Source organism: Accumulibacter sp., from assembly GCF_029255125.1.
GTDB lineage: Bacteria > Pseudomonadota > Gammaproteobacteria > Burkholderiales > Rhodocyclaceae > Accumulibacter.
On record NZ_JAPUVR010000076.1, the window covers coordinates 90,668 to 113,824 of the forward strand.

Below are 23,157 nucleotides of genomic sequence, written 5' to 3' on the forward strand. Positions count from 1 at the left end.
GCCCACTGGCGGGCGCGGGCTAGGCTCTTGTGAACCCGTGACGCCGGTGCGGCAAGCTTAGCGCTCGACCGCGTCGACCGCGAACAGGCGGCGGTGCTCCTTGATCGCGTAGCGATCGGTCATTCCGGCGATGTAGTCGGCGACCCGGCGCGGGGCGTCATCGGCCGCGGTCTGATACTGTGGCGGCAACAAGCGTTGATCGCTGAGGAACGCCGAAAAGAGATCGGTGACGATGCGAGCCGCCTTGTTAGCTGTGCGTAACACGTGGTAATGGTGGTAAAGGTGAGTACGCAGGAAGCGCTTCATCGCCTGCTGCTGCGCCGACAACTCGTCGGAAAAAGCAACCAACGGCGCGGCAAGGCGCACATCGGCGAGTTCGCGCGGCGCGTGGCAAGCGATATTGGCGCTGGTCGTTTCGATCAGATCGCAGACCAGCGTATTGATCACGCGCCTGCTCGTCTCGTGGATTAGCCGACGCCCGGTCAGTCCGGGGTACCGTTCCCGGACTTGGCCAACATGCCGAGCAAAGAGGGCGACCTCTTCCAACTGTTCAAGGCTGATCAACCCGGCGCGTAACCCGTCATCGATGTCGTGGCTGTTGTAGGCAACCTCATCTGCCAGGTTGCAGATCTGGGCTTCCAGCGATGGCTGCCGCCGGTTCAGGAAGCGCTCGCCAAGATCACCGAGCTGGCGGGCGTTTTCCGGCGAGCAGTGCTTGATGATTCCCTCGCGCGTCTCAAAGCACAGATTGAGCCCGGGAAAGGTCGCGTAACGCTCCTCGAGCAGGTCCACCGTGCGCAGGCTCTGCAGGTTATGCTCGAAGCCTCCGTACTCGCGCATGCATTCATTCAGCGCTTCCTGTCCGGCGTGACCAAACGGGGTATGCCCCAGGTCATGCGCCAACGAGACCGCTTCCGCCAGGTCTTCATTGACCCGCAGCGCACGAGCGATCGCCCGGGCGATCTGCGCCACCTCGAGACTGTGGGTCAGGCGCGTACGGAACAGGTCCCCTTCGTGGTTGACGAAAACCTGCGTCTTGTACTCCAGACGACGGAAAGCGGTCGAATGAACGATGCGGTCCCGGTCGCGCTGAAATTCGCCACGGTAGATCGGTTCGCTGTCCGGGTGCAGGCGACCGCGCGAATTGGTCGAAGCGACCGCGTACGAGGCGAGTTCAGGCATTCGTGCAGCGCCGACGGATCGCCTGTTCGATCATGGCCCGGCGAATGCCGCTCACCAAGCGAGCTGTCCCGAGCTTTGGCACGAGGACGAGCCGAAGCTGCCCGTCCTCGACCTTCTTGTCATGCTGCATCAGCTCCAGGTAGCGGTCGACCGTCAGCGGAGCGCCATGCACGGGCAACTCGGCGCGCAGCAGGAGTCGTTCAACGCGCTCGACATCTTCGCTGGCCAGCCAGCCGAGCAGTGCCGACAGCTCGACGGCCATCATGATACCGGCAGCGACAGCTTCCCCGTGCAGCCACTGGCCGTAGCCAACACCAGTTTCGATGGCGTGACCAAAGGTGTGTCCGAGGTTGAGCAAGGCGCGCTCGCCGCTCTCCCGCTCATCAGCCGCAACCACCTCGGCCTTGTTCGCACAAGAGCGGCAGATGGCTTCGGCCAGCGCCGACGCATCACGGGCGAGCAGCCGCTCGACGTTGCGCTCGATCCATTCGAGAAAGGGCAGGTCGCGAATCAGGCCGTATTTGATCACCTCCGCCAGACCGGCCGATAATTGGCGATCGGGGAGCGTGGCGAGCGTATCGGTGTCGGCGAGCACCATCACCGGTTGATGGAAGGCGCCCAACATGTTCTTGCCCAGCGGGTGATTGATCGCGGTCTTGCCGCCGACTGACGAATCAACCTGCGCCAGCAGGCTGGTTGGCACCTGGAGGAAGGGAACGCCGCGCTGGTAGCAGGCTGCGGCAAAGCCCGTGATGTCGCCGACAACCCCGCCGCCAAGTGCAATCAGCGTCGTCGAGCGCTCGCAGCGGCGTTGCAACAGTGCGTCGAAGATCAGGTTGAGGGTTGGCCAGTCCTTGAACTCTTCACCATCGGGCAGAATGATCTCGATGACCTCTACTCCTGCGCCCCGCAGCGGTTCGGCTACACTTTGCAGATAGAAGTCGGCGACGGTCGAATTCGTTACAATCGCAGCCTTCGCCTGCCGCAGGTGTGGGGTGATCAGGTCGGCATTCCTCAGCAACCCGCGGCCGACATGGATCGGGTAGGAGCGTTCTCCCAAGGCAACAGTCAAGGTTTCCACGATCTACTTACACATTTCCTTCCTGAGCACACTGCAGATCGACTGCAGTGTGATTCGACTCCCGCTGATTACCACATTAGCGACCTCGCGATAGAGCTGGTCACGCTCCAGGTGCAACTGCTGCAATCTGAGCAGCGGGTCGGCGACCTGCAGCAGCGGCCGGCTTCGGTCGCGCCGCGTTCGCTCCCAGAGCGTCGATAGCGGCACGTCCAGGTAGATCACGAAACCGCTGCTGCGCAGATGGTCGCGATTTTCCTGCCGCAGGACCGCACCACCGCCAGTGGCCACGACGCGCCGCTTGTAGGTCGCCAACTCGGCGATGACCTGCGCTTCGCGCTTACGAAAGCCTTCCTCGCCTTCGATTTCGAAGATCGTCGTCAGGCGGACCCCGGTTCGCGCCTCGATTTCGTGGTCCGAGTCCACGAACTGGTAGTCCAAGCGCTTCGCCAGCGCCCGCCCTAAAGTCGTCTTCCCGGCTCCCATCAGTCCAACCAGGTAGATGTTGTATTGCTCGTCGATCGTGTTCACGTTTGCTGCGGCGCACCCCAAGGCTTACGCGTCTGGCTTCGGCAGCGGGTCAGGAGACAACAAAAAGCCGGCTGTTCGCCGGCTTCCTGCTGAGTACACCGGGAGTGCTCAACGCACCGACAGATTCTCGGAAATGATCCGCGGGGTGACGAAAACCAGCAGTTCCGTCTTGTCGTCAATGACTTCGCGGTTCTTGAATAGCCAGCCAATATACGGCAGATCGCCAAAAAATGGAATCCGCTGCGTGTTGTTGCGGGTCGTCTGCGTGTAGATACCGCCGATGACTACCGTTCCGCCGTTGTCGACCAGAACCTCTGTCTTTACGTGTCGCGTATCGATGGCAATTCCCGCGCCAGTCGTGAAGCTCGCACTCGGGGTATCCTTGTTGATGTCGAGTGCCATCGCAATCTTTCCATCGGGCGTGATCTGAGGCTTGACTTTGAGCGACAGATTCGCCTTGCGGAAGGCGATCGATGTTGCGCCGGAAGCGGTCGCCACCTGGTAAGGAAGCTCGAAGCCCTGTTCGATCAGCGCTTCAACCTGATTCGCCGTCATCACGCGCGGACTTGATACGACTTTGCCGCGCCCATCGGCTTCCAGCGCCGATATCTCGGCCGACAGGAATTGCGTGAAGCGCTGGTTATACAGCGTGAAGGAGAGCAGGCCGGCACTTCCCGCACGCGGTGTGGCGGGCAGATTGACCGAGGCGGCGCTATTCAGGCTGCCGCTCAAATCTCTGGCGTTTCCGATGCGCGCCGTGTCCAGTCGATTGGCCTGATTCCACGACAAGCGGATGCCCAGGTTCTTGGCGAAACTGTCACCCGCTTCAACAATCCGCGCTTCGATCATCACCTGCCGGGCGGGCACGTCGACCTTGGCAATCATCGCGCGCACGTCGTCCAGCCGGCTTGGCGTGTCCTTGACGAACATCATGTTGGAGCGGTCATCGAGCAGCGCGCTGCCCCGCTTCGAAAGCAGCGTCTGTTTCGGATCGACCAGAAGCTTCTGCACCGCTTCCGCCCGAATGTAGTTCATCTGGAAACTTTCGGTGAGCAGCGGCTCGAGGTCGCTGATTTGCGCTTTCGCTTCAAACTCCAGCTTCTCCTTCGTAGCGAGTTCCTCACGCGGCGCGATCAGAATCACGTTGCCATTCTTGCGCATGTCCAGGCCCTTCTGCTGCATGATGATGTCAAGCGCCTGGTCCCAAGGAACATCTTTCAGAATCAGCGTTATCGATCCGCCAACCGAGTCACTGACGACCATGTTCATGCCGGTAAACTCGCCGATCACCTGGAGCAGGCGGCGGACATCGACGTTCTGGAAGTTGAGCGACAGCTTCTCGCCCTGATAGCCGCCGCGCGTTCCCTGTACCAGCTTGTTCGGATTCTCGATGATCGGCTTGACTTCGATGACGAACTGGCTGTCAGTCTGGTAGGCGTTGTGCTCCCACAGTCCGCGCGGAGTGATCGTCATGCGTGCGCCGGATCCTTTGCTGACCGTGTTCACGGTCAGCACGGGAGTCGCGAAGTCGGTGACGTCAAGCCGCTTGCGCAAGTGTTCAGGAAGCGACACCTTGACGAAATCGACGATCAGGCTGGCTCCCTGCTGGCGAATGTCGATTCCAGCGTTAGCGTCAGTCAGGTCGACGGTGATCCGTCCCTCGCCGTCCTTGCCGCGCCGGAAGCTGATGTCGCGGATGGCATTTGGAACCTCCGACTGACGGCCCTTGGCGAAATGCTCGACCGGCCCGGCACTTTCCGCCGTAGCGCGCGGCGCAAGCGTGAGAAGCAGGCTGCGTCCGTCGATGCTTGCTTCATAATTCATCGTTTTCATCAGATTGAGCACGACGCGCGTACGGTCTTCCACCTGGACGATATTGGCGCTACGCAAGTCGCCCTCGTTATACGTCTCGCTCGCCTTGCCGAGGCCATTCGTCGTGTTGGCGAAATCGAAGGCGATACGCGGCGGCGTCGTCACGCTGAATGCCGGCGGCAGGGACTTGAGGGGCTCCTTGAACGTGATCCTGACGTTGACCAAGGAACCCTGTTGAGCGACGCTCATCGCCTCGATGGTATTCGTACCGCTTTCCTGTGCGTTCACCAAGCCGAGCGCCAGCAGCACTACTAAACCAACAAGACCGAGCAGGTATTGCCTGATCTGTTTCATTCACTTCGCTCCCTTTTCCTGCAGCAGCAAGCTGCTCGTTCTCTCCACCCAATCGCCGGCCGAATCCTGAACCAGCTCGCGCAGGGTCACTTCGGATTCGGATACGCCGACGATGACGCCGAAGTTCTGTCCCATGTAGTTGCCGATCCGGACCTGGTACAAGGAGCCGTCAACCTGGATGAGCGCATGCGAAGTCTTGTTCCGGGTCATCACGCCAACGTAGCGCAAAGTCTCGAGCGGATAAGCCTCCAGCGGTTCTTTCGGGCGATCCAGATCGGGCCGGAAACCGCCACCGCCGCTCTTTCTCTCCTCGGGTGCCATTTTGCCCGGCCGGAACGGATCGATCAGGTTGCTTGCATCATAAGGAACCGGTTCGTAGGGCTCGACCACTGGAAGCGGCGGAATCTTGCCTTTGGCATCGAGGGCGGCGGTCTTCATCCACTCCTGCAAGTCCTCGTGATCGCTCGTCGAACAGGCAGCCAGCAAGATTGCGCAGAAAACGATCGGCAGCCGCCTCATTTCTTCGCTCCCTTGGCGGCTTGCGCCGCTTTCCTCTTGGCAGCCAATTCCTCCTCGTCGAGGTAGCGGAAAGTCTTCGTTACAGCATCGAGCGACAAGGTGCCGTCCTTGCTCTGCTGGCCAGCAACAATCGAGATGTTGTTCAAGGTGACGATTCTCGACAGCTTGCCAATATCGCCAGCGAAGGCGCCGAAGTCGTGGTAGGTGCCGGTCAGCCGAACGCTGATCGGCAGCTCGGCATAGAAGTCCTTGACCTGCTCGACGCCAGGCTTGAAGAGCTCGAACTGCAGACCGCGCCCCATGCCGGCCTGGTTGATCTCGACCAGCAGCGCCTCGACCTCCGACTTGTTGGGCAGCTGTTTGAGCAGGGCCCCGAACGAGCGATCGATGTCATTCAACTGTTGGACATGGAGGTCAAGGTTGACTGCCTGCTTCTTCTTGTTGACGAACTCGTCACGCAGTTTCAGCTCGGCTTGTTGGCTGGTTTCCAGCGCCGCCATCTGGTCCAGCCAGACGAACCACCAGCCACCAAGCACGATTACCAGGAGCAAACCGGCGAGGACGGCAATGCGCGGCGCCAAGGGCCACGCGCCGACATCCCGCGGATTAAGATTCTGGAAATCGCGCAGAATCAACTGGTAATCAATTGTCGGCAGCGTGGGCGCCTTGAGTGTCGGCGCCTTCAGTGTGGGCACCTTCATTTTTGCTCTCCCTTGCCAGCCACCGGAGCTCGCTTGATCGACGCATTCATGCTGAACTCGTTCACCCGACGCTTGTCGACCGTCACCGCCTTGATCTCGATCAACTGCGGCTTTTCCAGCCACGGCGATGCCTCGATGTTGCGCATCAGCGTCGAGACGCGTGCGCTCGACTGCGCCAGGCCACCCAGGCTGATCCTCTGGCCGTCCTGTTTGAGCGAGCGGATATAAACACCTTCCGGCATCTGCTTGGCCAGCTCGCTGAGCAGACGAACCGCTTCGGCCCGGTCGCGCTGCAGCGATTCGATGATCTTCTTGCGCTCCATCAGCGCGTCGCTTTGTTCCTTCAGTCGCTTGATCTGGTCGATCTGCTTGTCGAGGACGGCGATTTCCTTCTTGAGGAACTCATTTCTGGCTTCCTGCGCGGCGATTTCGCGGGCAATCAGCAGATAGACCAGGAAAACGGCCAGTCCCGAAATGATCGTGACCAGACCGAAAAAGGCCCAGAACTGCTGGCGTCTGGCCCGGCGCTTTTCTTCGCGGTGCGGAAGCAGGTTGATGCGGATCATGTGTCGAATCTCCGCAACGCCAAGCCGCAGGCAACCATCAATGACGATGCGTCAGCCAGCAGGCTCTTGCTCCGGACGCGTTCGGCGAGCACCATATCGACGAAGGGATTGGCGATGATCGTATCGATCTGCGTGCGCGAGGCAACGACTTCGTCGACCCGCGGGATGACCGCGCAGCCACCAGCCAGGACGATATGATTGATCCGGCTGAACTGCGTCGAGGTGAAAAAGAACTGCAGGGCGCGCGAAATTTCCAGCGCCATCGCCTCGCGAAACGGCTGCACCAGTTCGGTTTCGCACCGTTCGGGCAAGTTGTTGCGACGCTTCTCGGCCTCTGCTTCCTCAAAACTGACGCCGAGCGAACGCGCAACGTCCTGGGTCAACTGATTTCCGCCGAACGCCTGCTCGCGCGCGTAGATTTGCTGCCCGTTGCGCAACACCGTCAGGTTCATCACGTTCGCACCGACATCGACGAGCGCGATGATGTTCCCCTTGCCTTCATCGGGCAAGCGTTTCTCGATCAGTTCGAAGGCGGAAAGCACCGCGTACGACTCGACATCGAGGATCACCGGCTTGAGCCCGGCTGACTCCGCCACGGCCACGCGGTCCTCGACTTTCTCCTTGCGGGAAGCAGCGATCAGAACTTCGATCTCGTCCGGTGAAGACGGAGCCGGGCCGATCACCTGGAAATCCAGATTGACCTCATCGAGGGGGAAGGGGATGTACTGGTTTGCCTCGGACTCGACGACGACTTCCAGTTCCTCTTCCCTTTGTCCACCGGCAACAATGATCTTCTTGGTGATCACGTGCGAGGCCGGAAGGGCGATGGCCACTTGCCGCGTCGCGGTGGCAAGCTTTTTCCATGTCCGCCGAACGGATTCGGCTGCCGCTTCGAGGTTCACCACGTTGCCGTCGGAAACGACATCCCTGGGCAGCACTTCGATCGCGTAGCGTTCAACACGATATCCCCCTTTGCCGTCGCTACCCAACTCGACCATCTTGACCGATGATGAGCTGATATCGAGACCGATCAGCGAGCGAGCCTTGGGGTTGAAGATCGAAAAATCAATCTGCAAATTGCTACCTCTTGCCAAAAAACCCTTCAATAATTTGCAGTTAGCGCCACAATAAATATTCCACTTTAGATGCTAGCAACAAGCTCAGAGAGTGTAAAGTCATTTCTGCTGCAGCGCTATATAATATTGCAGATCTGCTTTCGCTGCCGGACACCGTCTTGCCTACTTTGCTGCGCTGGTTTCTTTACCCGATTGTCTTCGTTCTTGGTCTGGCCGGTATCGTGCTTGCCCTGGCGGTGGTCGTCCTCAGCCTGGCCTACCCGAACCTGCCGTCGCTCGACATCCTGACCGACTACCACCCGAAGATGCCGATGCGCATCTATACGGCCGATGGTTATCTTATCGGCGAATTCGGCGAGGAGCGCAGAGCCTTCGTGAGCATCCAGGAGGTTCCCGAGATCATGAAGCAGGCCATCCTGGCCGCCGAGGATGAACGTTTCTACCAGCACCGCGGGATCGACACGCTCGGCGTCCTGCGCGCGCTGCACGCCAACCTGATCGGTGGCGGCAAACGCCAGGGCGCTTCGACGATCACACAACAAGTAGCCAAAAACTTCTTTCTATCGTCCGAGAAGACCTACACGCGCAAACTGTACGAAGCGCTGCTCTCTTTCAAGATCGAACATAACCTGAGCAAGGACCAGATTCTCGAGCTCTATGTCAATCAGATCTTTCTTGGCCAACGCGCCTACGGTTTCGCTACCGCCGCGCAGACCTACTTCGGCAAACCTCTCGCCGATCTGACGATCGCCGAGGCCGCCATGCTCGCCGGTTTGCCGAAAGCGCCATCGGCCTATAACCCGGTGATCAACCCGACGCGCGCACGTCTGCGGCAGCAGTACGTCCTGCGTCGCATGAACGAACTGGGGTTCATCAGCGCCGCGCAACAGGAAGCTGCCTTGGCGCAGGCGCTGGTGATCAAGCGCGAAGTCAACGAGAGCGTGGTGCACGCCGAGTACGTTACCGAGATGGCGCGGCAGATCGCCGCCGAACGTTTTCCGGATGACGTCTATACCCGCGGTTTGCGAGTCTACACGACGATCCTGAAGAAGGACCAGGAAGCGGCCTATAACAGCCTGCGACGCGGCGTCCTCGAGTATGACCGACGGCACGGTTACCGCGGTGCGGAAGCCTACGTTGACCTGAGCGAGATCAAGTCGGAACAGGACGAGGCGCTCGACGAACTGCTACAGGATTTTCAGGATGCTGAAGACCTGCATCCGGCGATCATCCTGCACATCGATGCGCGCAAGGTCCGCGCCTACCGCCGCGGCGGCGAGGTGGTGACGATCAACGGCGACGGACTGCGCTTCGCCGCCCGCATGCTCGACGACAAAGCGCCGCCGACCAAGCGTCTACGGCGTGGCGCAGTGATCCGCGTGCAAACCGACGAAAAGAACAATTGGCGGATCGTCCAGATGCCCGAGGCTGAAGCGGCTTTCCTCGCCGCCGATCCGCGCGACGGAGCCGTACGCGCGCTGGTTGGCGGCTTCGACTTCAACCGCTCGCAGTTCAACCATGCGACGCAGGCGTGGCGGCAACCCGGTTCGAGCTTCAAGCCTTTCATCTATTCCGGGGCGCTGGAGAAGGGCTTCACGCCGGCCTCGGTAATCAATGACGAACCGATCAGCTTCCCGGCGTCGGTGACCGGCAGCCAGTCGTGGGAGCCGAAGAACTACGACGGGCGATACGAGGGACCGATGCGCATGCGCACCGCGCTCGCCAAGTCGAAGAACATGGTCTCGATACGCCTGCTGCAGGCGAGCGGCGTGCGCTTCGTGCAGGACTACGTGACGCGTTTCGGCTTCGACGCCGACAAGCATCCGCCCTACCTGACGATGGCGCTGGGCGCCGGTTCGGTGACGCCCTGGCAGATGGTTACTGCCTACGCCGTTTTCGCCAACGGCGGCTACCGCATTCGGCCCTACATCGTGAGCGAAATCCAGGACGACAAGAAACAGGTGCTGGCGCGAGCCGAGCCGATCACCGCTGGCGACGACAGCCTGCGCGCCATCGACGCGCGCAATGCCTACCTGATGGACAGCATGCTGCGCGACGTAACCATCTATGGCACTGCCGCGCGCGCCTCGGCGACGCTCAAGCGCAAGGACCTGGCCGGCAAGACGGGCACGACCAACGAGCACGTCGACGCCTGGTTCTGCGGCTATCAGCAAACCGTCGTTGGCTGCTCATGGATCGGCTTCGATCAGCCGCGCAATCTGGGCAGCGGCGAAACCGGCGGCACCGCCGCCTTGCCAACCTGGATCGGCTATATGGCAAACGTTCTGAAGGACGTTCCCGAGTCCTTCATGTCACCACCGGAAGGCGTCGTCGCGCGGGCTTCGCCCGGCCGCAAGAAGGGTCCGGCCGAGGAGTTGTTCTACGAGGAGAATGCGCCCGATGAGCTCGAACCGGAGCCCGCCACTGACGAAGCGGCCAAACCCGAGGACTAGGAGCACGCCAGAATGAAGGAAAGACTGGCCATGGCAGTGCACGACGAAATCGCTTCCCTCGTGCGCAGGGCGGCGGAAATCGTCGTCTTTTCCGGCGCCGGCCTGTCGGCCGATAGCGGCATTCCGACCTTCCGCGATGGCGCAACCGGCTTGTGGAACAATGTCGATCCGGACGAGGTTGCCAGCATCGACGGTTTCATGCGTAATCCGCGCGTGGTCTGGAACTGGCTGCGCGAGTTGAAGAACCTGGTCGACGACCGCCAGCCCAATCCTGGGCACCGAGCAATCGCCCGACTGGAAAGGATAGTCGCCGACAAGCGGCTGACGGTGGTTACGCAGAACATCGACGGTTACCACTCACGCGCCGGAAATGCCGATGTGCTCGAGGTGCATGGAACGATTCACCGATTGCGCTGCCACGCGCGCTGCGGTTTCGCCGAGGAGTGGGGAGAGGATCTGCGCGAACCCTTTCGCTGTCCGCAATGTGGTGCGCCAGCGCGGCCTGACCTGGTGCTCTTTGGCGAGGCGCTCGACCCGGAGGTGTTCACCGCCGCCGGGCGGCGCAGCGCGAGGGCAGACGTCTTCTTCTGCGTCGGCACATCGTTCACCGTCCAACCGGCGGCCCACTTGCCGGTCTGGGCGAAAGCTTCGGGCGCCACGGTGGTCGAAATCAATCCGCACCGAACGCCGCTCTCGGAGGTTGCCGACTACTCGATTCGAGCGGGCGCCTCGCAATTCTTCGCCGCTCTCTGCCAGACGTTGGCGCCAGACGCGGTGGACGCAACGGACGCCTGAGCACGCCCGGCGGCGAATGCCGGCTAGGCTATAATGCGCGCCTTTCGCCGTGCCCGCCGCGCCCGTCTGCGGCGGCCACATCCCCGCCAAGCCAGACCAGCGAGTCGTCCTTTTTGTCGCTATCGCTTCCCCGAATGTCGCTGCCCGAGCCTGGCGAAAGGCGACAACTACCCCCTTTCGTCGGCTCGGCTGATGCGCTGCTGATTGCCGAACTGGCGAATCAGGCGAAAAGCAGCGGCGAACCGCGCCTGCTTGCCGTGCTGACCGCGAGTGCCGGCGACGCGCAGCGCTTGCTGCACGAGATCGCGTGGTTTGCGGCGGACTTGCGCGTGCGCTTGCTGCCCGACTGGGAAACCCTGCCCTACGACGCTTTTTCGCCGCACCACGACCTGATTTCAGAGCGGCTGGCTACGCTTTATGCGGTTACCCAGGGCGATTGCGATGTCCTGTTGGTGCCGGTCAGCACCGCCGTCTGCCGTTTGCCGCCGCCCGCCTATCTGGCGGCGTATACCTTTTTCCTCAAGCAGGGCGACCGGCTGGACGCGGAACGCTTCCGAGCGCAGATGACCGTGGCCGGCTACGCGCATGTGACGCAGGTCGTCGCACCGGGCGAATACGCGATTCGCGGAGGTCTGGTCGACCTGTTTCCGATGGGATCGCCTTTGCCCTACCGCCTTGATCTATTCGACGAGCAGATCGAGACGATCAAGACTTTCGACGCCGACAGCCAGCGCACGCTGTATCCGGTCGCCGAGGTTCGCCTCTTGCCGGCGCGCGAGTTTCCGCTCGACGAAGCCGGACGAACGCGCTTTCGCCGCAACTTCCGAACGGCTTTCGAGGGCGATCCACTACGTGCCGGAATCTACAAGGACGTATCCAGCGGCATTCCGGTCGCTGGTCTCGAGTACTGGTTGCCGCTATTTTTCGACGACACGGCGACACTCTTCGACTATCTGCCGAAACGCAGCCTGGTCTGCCTGCACGCGGATGTTCCGGCTGCCATCCGCGCTTTCTGGCATGAGGCGCAGGGCCGCCATCGTCTACTCGCGGGCGACCGCAGCCGCCCGCTGCTGGCGCCGGAAGAACTGTTCCTCGCCGAGGAGCCCTTCTTCGTCGCCGCCAAACCCTACGCCAGGATCAGTCTGGAACGCGGCGACGGGGGCCCGAGCGGGCGCCTGCCATCACTCGCCATCGACCGGCGCGCCGACGATCCGCTGGGTCGACTGAAGACCTTCGTCGAAGGCTACGCGGGACGGGTCCTGCTGCTCGCGGAGACCGCGGGACGACGCGAAACGCTCGCCAGCCTGTGCGCCGAGTTCGCCATGCCGCTCGCCGCGTGCCCGGACCTGGCCAGCTTTCTCGCCGCCGATACCCGCCTTGCGCTGGCCGTTGGGCCGCTCCAGGATGGTTTTCAGATTGGCCAGCTCGCCTTGGTCACGGAAACCGAGCTTTATGCCGACAGCCCGTCGCGCCGCGGACGCCAGAGCAGCCAGCGCCGCGCCTCGGTCGACAACTGGCTGCGTGACCTGACCGAGCTCAAGGTGGGCGCACCGGTCGTGCATGAGCAGCACGGTGTCGCGCGCTATCAGGGCCTCGTGCACCTCGACCTGGGCGAGGGCGCGATGGAGTTCCTCGAACTGCACTACGCCGACAACGCCAAGCTCTACGTCCCGGTGGCGCAACTGCACGTCATCTCGCGCTATTCGGGCGCCGATCCCGACGCCGCACCGCTGCACACGCTCGGTTCGCCACACTGGGAAAAGGCTAAGCGCCGGGCCGCCCAGCAGGCGCGCGACACGGCCGCGGAACTGCTCGCACTGTACGCGCTGCGCGCTGCGCGCCAGGGGCATGCCTGCCAGTACAAGGCGCTCGACTACGATGCCTTCGCCGACGGCTTCGGTTTCGAGGAAACGCAGGACCAGGCGGCGGCCATTGCTGCCGTGCTCGACGATATGAAGTCCGGCCGACCGATGGATCGTCTGGTCTGCGGCGATGTCGGTTTCGGCAAGACCGAGGTGGCGCTGCGCGCCGCCTTTTGTGCAGTTGCCGGCGGCCGCCAAGTGGCCGTTCTCTGTCCGACGACGCTGCTCTGCGAACAGCATTTCCAGACCTTTCAGGACCGCTTTGCCGACTGGCCGGTCAACATCGCCGAACTGTCGCGTTTTCGCACGCCGCGTGAGGTGGCGCAAGTGGTCGACCGGCTGGCTGCCGGCAAGCTCGACATCATCATCGGGACGCATCGGCTGCTGCAGAAGGACATCCGCTTCAGCCGGCTGGGCTTGGTCATCATCGACGAGGAGCACCGCTTCGGCGTTCGCCAGAAAGAGGCGCTGAAGGCCTTGCGCGCCGAGGTCGACGTCCTGACGCTGACGGCGACGCCAATTCCGCGCACTTTGGCGATGTCGCTCGAGGGCCTGCGTGACTTCTCGGTCATTGCGACAGCGCCACAGAAGCGGCTGTCGATCAAGACCTTCGTCACCCGCTACTCGGAGGGCATCATTCGGGAAGCGCTGTTGCGCGAGTTCAAGCGCGGCGGCCAGGTCTATTTTCTGCACAACGAGGTCGCCAGCATCGAGCGTATGCACGAGCACTTGCGCAGGGTTCTGCCGGAAGCGCGCATCGTCGTCGGACATGGCCAGATGAGCGAACGCGAGCTCGAACGCGTCATGCGCGACTTCACGCAGCAGCGCGCCAACGTTCTCCTGTGCACGACGATCATCGAAACCGGCATCGACAACCCGCACGCCAACACGATGATCATCAACCGGGCCGAGAAATTCGGCCTCGCCCAGCTTCATCAGTTGCGCGGACGCGTCGGGCGTTCACACCATCAGGCGTATGCCTATCTGTTGACCCACGACGAAGGCGCGCTCAACAAGCAGGCTCGCCAGCGGCTGGAAGCCATCCAGATGATGGATCAGCTCGGCGCCGGCTTCTATCTGGCGATGCACGACCTTGAAATCCGCGGCGCCGGCGAGGTTCTCGGCGATAACCAGTCGGGCGAAATGCAGGAAGTCGGCTTCACCATGTTCAGCGAGATGCTGACGCGCGCCGTCGCCGCTCTGAAGCAGGGCAAGGAAGTCGATCCGGCAGCACCGCTGGCGCTTACCTCGGAGATCAACCTGCATATGCCGGCGCTGCTGCCGGCCGATTACGCCTCCGACGTCAATGAACGTCTGACGCTGTACAAGCGGCTGGCCGATTGCAGCAGCGCCGACGAGCTGACTGCGCTGCACGAGGAACTCGTCGACCGTTTCGGCGAATTGCCGGAGCCAGCGCGCGCACTGCTCGACGGCCACCGTCTGCGTCTCCTCTGCAAACCGTTGGGGATAAGCAAGCTGGACGTCACGGCCGGGCAAGTCGTACTTCAGTTTTCGCCCGAAACGCCGATCGAGCCGGTACGGATCATCAATCTTGTTCAGAAGGACCGCAACTGCCGGCTTGCCGGTCCGGACAAACTGATCCTCAAGCGGCAAAGCACGACGCTCGCCGAGCGCGTCGTGGCCGTGCGGGACCTCGTTAAACGCCTAGCCAACTGAATCTGCCCCATGACGACCCTAGACCTCGACAATATCAACGTTACCGCCTTCGACCCGATGCCTTCTCCGGAAGAGATTCTCGAGCATCTGCCGCTGACGCCGAGCGCCGCCGGCGCTGTCCGGCGCGGCCGGACAGTGTTGAGCCAAATTCTCGATCGGCAGGATCATCGCCTGTTCGTCATCGTCGGACCTTGCTCGATCCACGATCCGATTGCCGGGCTGGACTACGCCCATCGTCTGCTCGAACTGGCGCACGAGGTCGAGGACACGCTCTACCTCGTCATGCGCGTCTATTTCGAGAAGCCGCGCACGACGACCGGCTGGAAAGGTTACATCAACGATCCCGACATGGACGACTCGTTCCGCGTCGACGAAGGAATGCGCAAGGCACGCAGCTTTCTTCTCCAGCTGGCCGAACTCGGACTGCCGGCAGGCACCGAAGCGCTCGATCCGATCTCGCCGCAATATCTGGGCGACCTCATTTCGTGGACAGCGATCGGCGCGCGCACCAGCGAGTCGCAGACGCATCGCGAGATTTCGTCCGGCCTGTCGACCCCGGTAGGGTTCAAGAACGGCACCAATGGCGACATTGGAATCGCCGTGAACGCCATCCTTTCCGCGGCGCGCCCGCACAGCTTCCTCGGCATCAACGGGCAGGGCAGGACGGCAATCGTCCGTACGCGCGGCAACCGCTATGGCCACCTGGTTCTGCGTGGCGGCGGCGATCGGCCGAACTACGACACCGTGAGCGTCCAGATGGCCGAAATCGCCTTGCGTAAGGCAGGCTTGTCGAGCAATATCGTGATCGACTGCTCGCACGCCAACAGCTACAAGAAATACGAACTGCAGCCTCTGGTGCTCGCCGATGTGGTCAATCAGGTTCGTCTCGGCAACCGCTCGATCGTCGGCATGATGATCGAATCGAACATCGTGGCCGGCAACCAGCCGATTCCCGAGGATCTGTCGCAGTTGATCTACGGCTGTTCGGTCACCGACTCGTGCGTCGATTGGGCCACCACCGAACGGATGATTCGCGACGCGGCCGGTTTGTTGCGCGAGGTGCTGCCCGCCCGCCTCGACCGGGCGTAGCGCCGGTCGCTTCTGGCCGCTGCCGCAAGCGGACGAGGCGGCTGGCGCCTTGCGCTCGGCTTGCGGTGCACCAGCGAGCGCGCCCGCAGCGCCTGGCAAATGGCGCATAATCGCCGTCGGTGCGATGGTCGGCAAGCACCGCTGAACGCTGGGGCAGGAGGATACGGATGGATGTCATGCTCGGTATGCTGGTCGGCCTGCTCGCCTGGTTGGCGGTGCGCTACGGGCTTAGCTGTTTGTACACGGTGGACCAGAACGAACGTGCCGTGAAGACCGTCTTCGGTCGCGTACAGCGCGTGGGTGAGGCAATGACCGCGCAGTCGGCACTCGGCGAAAGCCTGAGCGATGACGACAAACCGCGCTACAACTATCCGCAAGTGCGCGTCATTCCGCCCGGCGGGCCTTACTTCAAATGGCCCTGGGAAAGGATCTACAAGGTCTCGATCGCCACGCAGACGATGAACATGGCGCATGACCCGGAAGATCCGACGGCCAACGCGCACGGGACAGTACTCGAGGCGGTGACCAAGGACCAGCTCGACACCGGCCTGACGGGCCAGATTCGCTATCGCGTTGCCGAGAGTAATCTTTACGCCTACCTTTTTGGCGTCAAGCATCCGATTTCGCACGTCATGGGCTACTTTGTCTCGGTGCTGCGCGAGCGCATCGCCGGTTTTGCCGCACCGATTGGCGCTGACGCCGCTCGCGGCGGCGAAATGAGCGCTGTCACCGGCGTCTCGATCAACGATCTGCGCAAGAATCTGCGCGACCTGAACGAACACATGGAACGTGAATGTGCCTCGTCGGCTGCGCGCTACGGGATCATCCTCGATGCCTCGCTGATTACCGGGATCGACCCGCCGGGAGAGGTGGAAACCGCGCTGGCGGCAATCAATACGGCTTATAACCAGGTCTCTTCCGACATCAGCCTGGCGCAGGCGCTGGCCGATCAGAAGATCGTCCAGTCGAAGCGAGCGGTTGAAATCCAGACGCTCAATGCGCAAGCCGAGGTCGAACCGCTGGTTGCCCTGGCCAGAGAACTCGGCGTCCTGCGCGAGAGCGGTCCGGATACGCTGCGCGCGTACTTGCGCAATGTCCGCGTGCCGCTCTTTGCGCATGCGCGGAGTGTGGTGCGCGAGGTAAAGGAATGAGCGCCTGGATCGGTTTCTCGACCGCTGCCGCAGCGACCTTCATTGTCTTGTGGGCAGCCGTCCCGCTGACCCTGTTGCTGCTCCAGCGTCTCGGCTTGTACACCATCGTCCAGGAGGGAACGTGTCAGGTCTTCGTTCTCTTCGGGCGCGTCGTCGGGATTCTGAGCGAGCCGGGATTGCACTTCCTGCCGATCAACATTGGTCCAGCCGCCTTCCTGGTGATGTGGCTGGGCCGGCGCGAGGTCCTCGACATGCGGCTCGACCAGCAATACCTGCGCAGCAATCCGGTCAACTCGGAAGAGGGGGCGCCGATGGGCGTTGGCATCTGGTACGAGATGTACATCAGTCAGCCGGTCGCCTACCTCTTCCGCAACGCCGATCCGCGCGGCTCGCTGGCGGCAAACGTGAGCAATGCGGTCGTCCGTTCCTTGAGCAACATGCCGCTCGAGCAGATGCTGATCAACCGGCACGGAATGAGCAAGGCGGTGCGCGAGGAAGTTTCGCCGCGTTCGCACGAATGGGGCTACAAACTCGGTTCGGTCTATATCCGCAAGGTACATTTCCGCGATGCGGGAATGACCCGGCACATCCAGGAGAAAGTCGTCAACCGCTTGCGCCAGGTGACCTCGGCGATCAAGCAGGATGGCGCCAACCAGGTGAACATCATCACCAGTACGGCCGAGCGCCTGGCGGCGATCGAGTTCGCCAAAGCGGGCGCGATCCGGCCGCAGATCGTCGGCGAGGCGATCCAGGCGATCGCCGCCGACCGCGAAGTTGCCGATGCACTCTTCGAGATCCTGGAAGTTCAGCAACTGCTTGCCAGCAAGGGCCATCTGACGCTGCTCCCGCCGCATGATGAACTGCTCAAGCCCTTGGTCGCCGCTCGCCATGGAACGCAGCCGTAGGGCCATGCCGCACCCGGCAGACTTCGTTGACGCGACCGTGCGCGGCGACACGGTGGCCGACAAGTGCGAGCCTGTCCAGGCTGTTCTCCCGCCATGCCAGTTGCGTTCGTTGCCCAACCCGCCCGAGCGTTGATCGCTGGCGGGTTGTTCCTCGCCGCAGCGCTGGGGGCCGCGCCGGCGCCGGGTGCGACATCGGCCGAGCGCTGCGCCGAGGTGTTTGAGGTCGCTACCCATGGCGGCAGCACGACGCGCTACGCTTTCGCGTCGGCGGAGCGCGGCGACTCGCCGGGGGCGACGATCAGCTTGCTGCTGCTGCCCGGCGGCTCCGGGCATCTCGCGCTCGACGATTCGGGCTGTCCGCATAAGCTGACGGCGAATTCACTCGTTCGCTCGCTCGCCGCCTTTGCCGCCGAGGGTTTCGCTACCGCCTTGCTCGACGCGCCGTCGGACTTCCAGGGCGAGGATGGGCTCGGCAGCTTCCGGACCAGCGCCGAGCATGCCGACGATCTGGGTAAGGTGATTGCCAGCCTGCGCCAGCGGAGCGGAGGCAAGGTATGGATCGTCGGGACCAGCCGAGGTTCGCTCTCGGCGGCCAATGCCGCGGCTCGCCTGCGCGGACTTGCGGCGCCGGATGGCGTCGTCCTCACCTCGCTCCTGATGTCCGGCCAGACGCCAGCCAAGAAGGCGTGGGCGGCGCAGACGGTCTTCGACCTGCCGCTGGAGAGCATAGACCAACCCTTGCTGCTCGTCGGTCATGTCGACGACCGATGTGTCCGCTCGCCGCCGGGGCTGATGGCGCAGGTCGCTGCGCGTACGCGCAGCGTGCGCTGGCAGATCGTCGAGGTTGCCGGCGGTTCCGGCGATGCCGGGCAAGTTGGCCTTGCCGGGTGTACGGGTAACAGCGCGCACGGCTTCAGCGGTCAGGACAAGGAGATTGCCACTGGCATCGCGCGCTTCATTCGCGGCGGAGAGTACAGCGAACGATGATGAACAACATTCTCATTAGCTTGAGTGCACTGGCCTTTTCGGCCGCCGTACAGGCCGGCGGGCCGTGGCGAGCGAGCGAGGCGAACACGCGCGGATGGCAACTGATGACGCCTGAGGAACGCATCGAACATCAGGCGCGCATCCGCAGTTTTCGCACCTACGAAGAATGCCAGAGCTACCGCTTGGCGCATCACGAACAGATGGAAGAGCGCGCCCGCCAGAGCGGCCGCGAACTGCCGCGCGGCAGGCGCGACTTCTGCGACCACCTGCAAGCGGACAAGGCTTCGCGCTGACCGAGCCGTTTTCCGTTCCCGCTCATGCGCCTGATCCGCCGCCTGTCGATTCCGCTGCTCGTACTGGCATGCACGGCTGTTCCGGTCTATTGGGCGTTTCCCGATGGACTCCCGGCAGCGCGCAGCCTGGCTATCGTTCTTGGTTGGGCGGGTTGCGGGCTGCTTCTCGCCAGCCTGCTCCTGATGCTGCGCGAGACCTGGCTGGCGCACTGGCTGGGCGGCCTGGAACGAATGTACCGCTGGCATCATCGGGTCGGCATGGCGGCCTACCTGCTGCTGTTGGCGCATCCTCTAGCGCTGGCTGCGGATGCGTTGATGGATTCGCCCAGGCGTGCCTGGCAAGTGCTTTTCCCCAGCACGCTACTCGGGCCGATCTGGCTCGGCTGGCTGGCGCTGCTGCTGCTGATGCTGGGTCTGGCGGCGACCTTTTCGACGCGCCTGGCCTACCGGACCTGGCGCTGGCTGCACTTTCTTCTCGGCATCGGCGTGCTGTGCAGCCTGCTGCACGTCCTGCTGCTCGGAATCGACGAGCCCGTCCTGCCACTGCTTGTACTGTGCGCCTTGCTCCTTGGCTGGCGGTTGATCGGCGAGGATTCGGCCCGCTTCGCGCGGCCCTATGTCGTCGCAGCCACGCTCCACGCTAGCGACGATGTGCTCGAAATCACCCTGGCGCCGCTCGCCCGCCCGGTCGCCGCGAACGCCGGCCAGTTTGTTCTAGTGGCCTTCTTTTCCGGCGCGGGTTTCCGCGCTTGTGGTGAGTTTCATCCGTTTACCGTCAGCGCCGTCGATGCCGACGGCCAGCTACGCATCAGTGTCAAGGCCCTCGGCGATTGCACGCGTCGAATGCAGGCGCTCGTGTCCGGTGTGCCGGCGCGTGTCCACGGTCCGTTCGGTTCCTTCCTCGCCAACCGGCCGGCAGCGCGCCAGCTTTGGCTCGCCGGCGGTATCGGCATCACACCGTTCCTGGCGTTGCTGCGTAGCGCCCGGCTCGTTCACCCGACGACCCTGCTCTATCTTTATCGCAGCGAAGCTGATGCCGCTTTCCTCAGTGAATTGCAGTCAGTCGCCGCCGCCGACCGTAAGCTTGCCCTCTACACCCTGGCCACTGGCGACGAGCCACCGAACCTCGACCTCCTGCTGGCCGAAGCGGGCGCATTGGCGGGTGCGCCGGAGTGTTATCTCTGCGGGCCGCCAGGCATGCTGGCAGCGGCAGTGAAAACGCTGCGCCGGCATGGCATAAGGCCGCGCCATATTCACTTCGAAAACTTCGGATTCCGCTGATGCGCCGTTTGTACCTGAGCGGAACCCTGGTCTTCTGGCTGCTCATAGCCGCCCTCTGGGGCGCCAAGTTCTGGCTGCCGGAGGCCGACGCGCCCGCTATCGCCGTCCACGAACGGCCGGTGTTACCGGCCGAGCTGTCCCGGCACGCGGTGCCCGACGACTGCTGGATGGCGATCCGCGGCAGCGTCTACGATGTCAGCCCCTATCTTCCCGAACATCCGTCTCGTCCCGAGTTCGTTCTCCCCTGGTGCGGCCGCGATGCGAGCGAAGCCTACGCAACGAAGAGCAAAGGCCGTCCACATTCGGCGCAAGCCGACGAGTTGCTGGCGAAATACCGACTCGGCAGCCTGGCTGCGCAGTGAGCGCTGCGGCGAAGGTAAGCCGCGCGCCACGTCAATCCGGCGTGCTGGAGCGCCCAAACTCGCGACTGGGCTGTTGTCGACCCGGTAGCCCTCCATCCTGACCGGAGGCTTCACGCCAATACGCGTCGATATGACCTCGAAGAGTGGCCTCATCCGCACCTCTGTGGCGAAAGACACCTCGATCGATCATTCGCGCCACCTGACTGACAAGCCCGCGTACTTCGCGCTCTGTTTGACTGCTGACGAGCGCCAGCCGCTCGCCGAGACAACCCATCGCGGCTGCCTCGCCCAGGCTCTCCATCATGTCGAGATAGATCTCGGCATTGGCCTGAACCGTGTGCACCGCGAAGTCGATTGCTTCATCTCCTCCGTGCCAATGGCTCTTGGAGATCGTCTTCAAGGCATAGAAGACCGGTGCGCTGGATCGCGAGATCCTGTGAACGGCTTCGGCTATCTGGGCGACCGCCGGATCAGCAAAGCGGTAGCCAAACGCCATGAAGTTTGGTTCCTGCTCCCCGGTCAGAAGGCCCTGGCTTTCCAGCTTACGCTTGATCGCAGTACCTTCATTGACGACAAGCGGTCGAAAAGGCCATGTGTTGTAACGCACCAGACCGTTCGCCCTGAAAAAGGCGGTATTCTCAAGAAGCTCTTCAACGCTTAGACTTGGATCGAACATGATGAAGCCGACGTCGATGTCCAAGTCGAGATCCTGAAGCACCTGCAGTGCGCACAAGGTATCGCCGAGAGTCTCTTTCCGGTTGTACCGGAGTTTCTGCGCTTGACTGCCGCTTTCCAGCCCAATATAAACGCGCGTCAAGCCGGCATTCCGGAGAAGCTGCAGCGCTTGTCGAATCCTCTCGTTTTCTTCGGCGATCTTCCTCGTTCTTGGCTCCCTGGAAACGATCAGAGGCGTTGTAAAGATTCGGAACGAGAGACGCGTTTGCCACTTCTGGCCTATCGCGGCCATCCCGAGAGCAAAATCATGAATCCGGTTCAAGGCGGCTGCGCTTCGCCCGCCAAAAAACTCGTCGTCGCAGAACTCGATTTCGCTGATTCCCCGAGAAAGGAAAATCTCGACGTTCCGAAAAACTCGTTCGAGAGAAAAATGCCGCCACTTTGTGCTGGGCGAAGGCGTGGTGACTTCGCCAATGGCTTCAATCTTGGTTGAGGCGTTGAAGCTGCTCCAGCGGGTGCAATAGGTACAGCTAAACACACAGCCGCGGCTTGTCTGGATCATGTTCGTCATCCCCGGCTTGACGGTGTCGCCCGAGGGTGGGTGCGGCAGCGCCTCAAGGTCCAGGTTGACCAGCGGCGTGCGGCGGATCGCGCCCGTCTCGCGGCAACGGTAGACGACATTGTTGATGTCAGGAAGCTGGGTCCGCCCGCGAATCAGCTCGACGAGGCCGCGCATAACCAATTCGCCCTCGTGCAGGCAGACGATTGCAGTTGGTACACGCAAGTCATTCAGAAAGCGCTCAGGGAAATAGGTTGGCAGCTGATTACCGAGAACAAGAATCGATCCTCGTGCCCTGGGATCCTGGCTATGCCAATCAAGGTAACGGTCTACCAGCGGTAGCGTACCGAGCTCGACCGACAATCCAACGATAGCAGGGAAAGTGGGGCGCGCACGATTGAATACGGTATCGACCAAATCCAGGCGATCCAGCCGGCGCACACTGATCGCGACTTCGTCGCCATACTCTCCACGCAAATCACCTGCCAGCGTTTCGACACTGAGGTTATTCCACAAGGCGTAGTGCCATGGAGAGCCGAAAGTTACGAACTCGATGTCGATCGGTGTGAGCGGAGACTCCTTGGCTAGGATAGCGCCCAGCCTGTTTCGCAAAAGCCCGTCATCCGGCCCATCCTTGCGTCGCAAGTCGCTGGCGCGACGCTCTGCGATCAGGTAGCCGGCATTAGTGCGAATCTGACGGCCGATCGTGCCAGGCAGGAGTTCGAGCTTGTCCAGAAGGTCCTCAGCGAACGCGAGTTCGGCGGCTTGACGAGGCGTCAGTCCGTAACCTGGGCTCTGCTGGTTCAGCTCGATCAGGCGATCGAGCACCCAGCGACGCGTGGCCGCGGGAACAGGGCCGCTACGGTCTTCGTTCGTCAGCGAGTGGTAATACGTGGCAAAGGCCAGTAGCTGACGCAGTTCATCGGTATCCAACTCGCTAAAAAGCTGTTCTCTCAGGTAGAGCGCGTTCCCATCGCAGGCGGCCAGAAAGTCAATGCCTTTGCAGCGAAAGGAATAGCGCCGGAGCGCTTGGCAGTGACTTGCGGAGGCGCTGCGTGCGGGCAAGCCGGCAGAGTCAACCGCGCGTCGTGGCTGGAGGCATCCGTCGGAAACCGCTTGAGCAGATGGGTCACCAACGATCACGAGACGTGATGGTGAACTCGCGTGATCGATCTCGGGCGCCAAGTCCCGAAGTGAACGCGCTGACCATGAACACTGTGCGATCAGACTATCGAGGGAAGCCCCAAGG

The 23,157-nt window shown here is 62.3% G+C and carries 19 protein-coding genes; 10 read left to right on the forward strand and 9 right to left on the reverse strand.

Annotated features, from left to right (window positions below; all coding sequences use genetic code 11):
• Positions 1 to 57: 57 nt before the first annotated feature.
• From Q1L59_RS04090 to Q1L59_RS04125, 8 genes are all read right to left on the reverse strand, one after another.
• Positions 58 to 1,182, reverse strand: a complete 1,125-nt coding sequence (locus Q1L59_RS04090; protein ID WP_300328392.1) for a deoxyguanosinetriphosphate triphosphohydrolase — start codon at positions 1,180 to 1,182, stop codon at positions 58 to 60.
• Entirely contained in the window at positions 1,175 to 2,263 is a 1,089-nt protein-coding gene (gene aroB / locus Q1L59_RS04095) for a 3-dehydroquinate synthase (RefSeq protein ID WP_300328393.1), read from the reverse strand. Before aroB ends, Q1L59_RS04090 begins: the two co-directional genes overlap by 8 nt.
• A 3-nt stretch (positions 2,264 to 2,266) precedes the next feature.
• Entirely contained in the window at positions 2,267 to 2,791 is a 525-nt protein-coding gene (locus Q1L59_RS04100) for a shikimate kinase (protein WP_324588601.1), read from the reverse strand.
• 108 nt (positions 2,792 to 2,899) lie between these two features.
• Positions 2,900 to 4,957: a type IV pilus secretin PilQ gene (gene pilQ, locus Q1L59_RS04105; protein WP_300328396.1), complete on the reverse strand. Its 2,058-nt coding sequence runs from the start codon at positions 4,955 to 4,957 to the stop codon at positions 2,900 to 2,902.
• A complete protein-coding gene (locus Q1L59_RS04110) occupies positions 4,958 to 5,476 on the reverse strand; it encodes a pilus assembly protein PilP (protein WP_300328398.1) in 519 nt (172 codons plus the stop codon).
• Entirely contained in the window at positions 5,473 to 6,177 is a 705-nt protein-coding gene (locus Q1L59_RS04115) for a type 4a pilus biogenesis protein PilO (RefSeq protein ID WP_300328401.1), read from the reverse strand. The genes Q1L59_RS04110 and Q1L59_RS04115 overlap by 4 nt, the downstream gene beginning before the upstream one ends.
• A complete protein-coding gene (locus tag Q1L59_RS04120) occupies positions 6,174 to 6,743 on the reverse strand; it encodes a PilN domain-containing protein (RefSeq protein ID WP_300328404.1) in 570 nt (189 codons plus the stop codon). Before Q1L59_RS04120 ends, Q1L59_RS04115 begins: the two co-directional genes overlap by 4 nt.
• Positions 6,740 to 7,819 carry a pilus assembly protein PilM gene (locus Q1L59_RS04125; protein ID WP_300328407.1) on the reverse strand — a complete coding sequence of 360 codons (1,080 nt, stop codon included), beginning with the start codon at positions 7,817 to 7,819 and terminating at the stop codon, positions 6,740 to 6,742. The genes Q1L59_RS04120 and Q1L59_RS04125 overlap by 4 nt, the downstream gene beginning before the upstream one ends.
• A gap of 158 nt (positions 7,820 to 7,977) precedes the next feature.
• On the opposite strand from Q1L59_RS04125, the gene Q1L59_RS04130 reads away from it, so the two are divergent.
• From Q1L59_RS04130 to Q1L59_RS04175, 10 genes are all read left to right on the forward strand, one after another.
• Entirely contained in the window at positions 7,978 to 10,272 is a 2,295-nt protein-coding gene (locus tag Q1L59_RS04130) for a penicillin-binding protein 1A (protein WP_300328410.1), read from the forward strand.
• Between the two features lie 12 nt (positions 10,273 to 10,284).
• Entirely contained in the window at positions 10,285 to 11,067 is a 783-nt protein-coding gene (locus Q1L59_RS04135; protein ID WP_300328413.1) for an NAD-dependent deacylase, read from the forward strand.
• 134 nt (positions 11,068 to 11,201) lie between these two features.
• Complete coding sequence (mfd, locus tag Q1L59_RS04140) at positions 11,202 to 14,606, forward strand: transcription-repair coupling factor (RefSeq protein WP_300328416.1); 3,405 nt, start codon at positions 11,202 to 11,204, stop codon at positions 14,604 to 14,606.
• A gap of 9 nt (positions 14,607 to 14,615) precedes the next feature.
• Positions 14,616 to 15,695 carry a 3-deoxy-7-phosphoheptulonate synthase gene (locus tag Q1L59_RS04145; protein ID WP_300328419.1) on the forward strand — a complete coding sequence of 360 codons (1,080 nt, stop codon included), beginning with the start codon at positions 14,616 to 14,618 and terminating at the stop codon, positions 15,693 to 15,695.
• Positions 15,696 to 15,862: 167 nt separating this feature from the next.
• Complete coding sequence (locus Q1L59_RS04150) at positions 15,863 to 16,846, forward strand: SPFH domain-containing protein (protein WP_300328421.1); 984 nt, start codon at positions 15,863 to 15,865, stop codon at positions 16,844 to 16,846.
• Positions 16,843 to 17,751, forward strand: coding sequence for an SPFH domain-containing protein (locus tag Q1L59_RS04155; protein ID WP_300328424.1), 909 nt, complete (start codon positions 16,843 to 16,845; stop codon positions 17,749 to 17,751). Before Q1L59_RS04150 ends, Q1L59_RS04155 begins: the two co-directional genes overlap by 4 nt.
• A gap of 93 nt (positions 17,752 to 17,844) precedes the next feature.
• A complete protein-coding gene (locus Q1L59_RS04160; RefSeq protein WP_300328427.1) occupies positions 17,845 to 18,738 on the forward strand; it encodes a hypothetical protein in 894 nt (297 codons plus the stop codon).
• Complete coding sequence (locus Q1L59_RS04165; protein ID WP_300328430.1) at positions 18,738 to 19,031, forward strand: hypothetical protein; 294 nt, start codon at positions 18,738 to 18,740, stop codon at positions 19,029 to 19,031. Before Q1L59_RS04160 ends, Q1L59_RS04165 begins: the two co-directional genes overlap by 1 nt.
• A gap of 24 nt (positions 19,032 to 19,055) precedes the next feature.
• The gene (locus Q1L59_RS04170) at positions 19,056 to 20,312 is read left to right on the forward strand and encodes a ferric reductase-like transmembrane domain-containing protein (RefSeq protein WP_300328432.1); all 1,257 of its coding nucleotides are present in this window, start codon (positions 19,056 to 19,058) and stop codon (positions 20,310 to 20,312) included.
• A complete protein-coding gene (locus Q1L59_RS04175; RefSeq protein WP_366145623.1) occupies positions 20,312 to 20,674 on the forward strand; it encodes a cytochrome b5-like heme/steroid binding domain-containing protein in 363 nt (120 codons plus the stop codon). The genes Q1L59_RS04170 and Q1L59_RS04175 overlap by 1 nt, the downstream gene beginning before the upstream one ends.
• A gap of 31 nt (positions 20,675 to 20,705) precedes the next feature.
• On the opposite strand, the gene Q1L59_RS04180 is transcribed toward Q1L59_RS04175, so the two are convergent.
• Complete coding sequence (locus Q1L59_RS04180) at positions 20,706 to 22,973, reverse strand: radical SAM protein (RefSeq protein ID WP_300328435.1); 2,268 nt, start codon at positions 22,971 to 22,973, stop codon at positions 20,706 to 20,708.
• Positions 22,974 to 23,157 lie beyond the last annotated feature (184 nt).

Coding starts and splice junctions, on each gene's coding strand:
- Q1L59_RS04090 (WP_300328392.1), bottom strand. CDS start 1,182: ATGCCTGAACTCGCCTCGTACGCGGTCGCTTCGACCAATTCGCGCGGT.
- pilQ (WP_300328396.1), bottom strand. CDS start 4,957: ATGAAACAGATCAGGCAATACCTGCTCGGTCTTGTTGGTTTAGTAGTG.
- Q1L59_RS04110 (WP_300328398.1), bottom strand. CDS start 5,476: ATGAGGCGGCTGCCGATCGTTTTCTGCGCAATCTTGCTGGCTGCCTGT.
- Q1L59_RS04115 (WP_300328401.1), bottom strand. CDS start 6,177: ATGAAGGTGCCCACACTGAAGGCGCCGACACTCAAGGCGCCCACGCTG.
- Q1L59_RS04120 (WP_300328404.1), bottom strand. CDS start 6,743: ATGATCCGCATCAACCTGCTTCCGCACCGCGAAGAAAAGCGCCGGGCC.
- Q1L59_RS04135 (WP_300328413.1), top strand. CDS start 10,285: ATGAAGGAAAGACTGGCCATGGCAGTGCACGACGAAATCGCTTCCCTC.
- mfd (WP_300328416.1), top strand. CDS start 11,202: ATGTCGCTGCCCGAGCCTGGCGAAAGGCGACAACTACCCCCTTTCGTC.
- Q1L59_RS04145 (WP_300328419.1), top strand. CDS start 14,616: ATGACGACCCTAGACCTCGACAATATCAACGTTACCGCCTTCGACCCG.
- Q1L59_RS04150 (WP_300328421.1), top strand. CDS start 15,863: ATGGATGTCATGCTCGGTATGCTGGTCGGCCTGCTCGCCTGGTTGGCG.
- Q1L59_RS04155 (WP_300328424.1), top strand. CDS start 16,843: ATGAGCGCCTGGATCGGTTTCTCGACCGCTGCCGCAGCGACCTTCATT.
- Q1L59_RS04160 (WP_300328427.1), top strand. CDS start 17,845: ATGCCAGTTGCGTTCGTTGCCCAACCCGCCCGAGCGTTGATCGCTGGC.
- Q1L59_RS04165 (WP_300328430.1), top strand. CDS start 18,738: ATGAACAACATTCTCATTAGCTTGAGTGCACTGGCCTTTTCGGCCGCC.
- Q1L59_RS04170 (WP_300328432.1), top strand. CDS start 19,056: ATGCGCCTGATCCGCCGCCTGTCGATTCCGCTGCTCGTACTGGCATGC.
- Q1L59_RS04175 (WP_366145623.1), top strand. CDS start 20,312: ATGCGCCGTTTGTACCTGAGCGGAACCCTGGTCTTCTGGCTGCTCATA.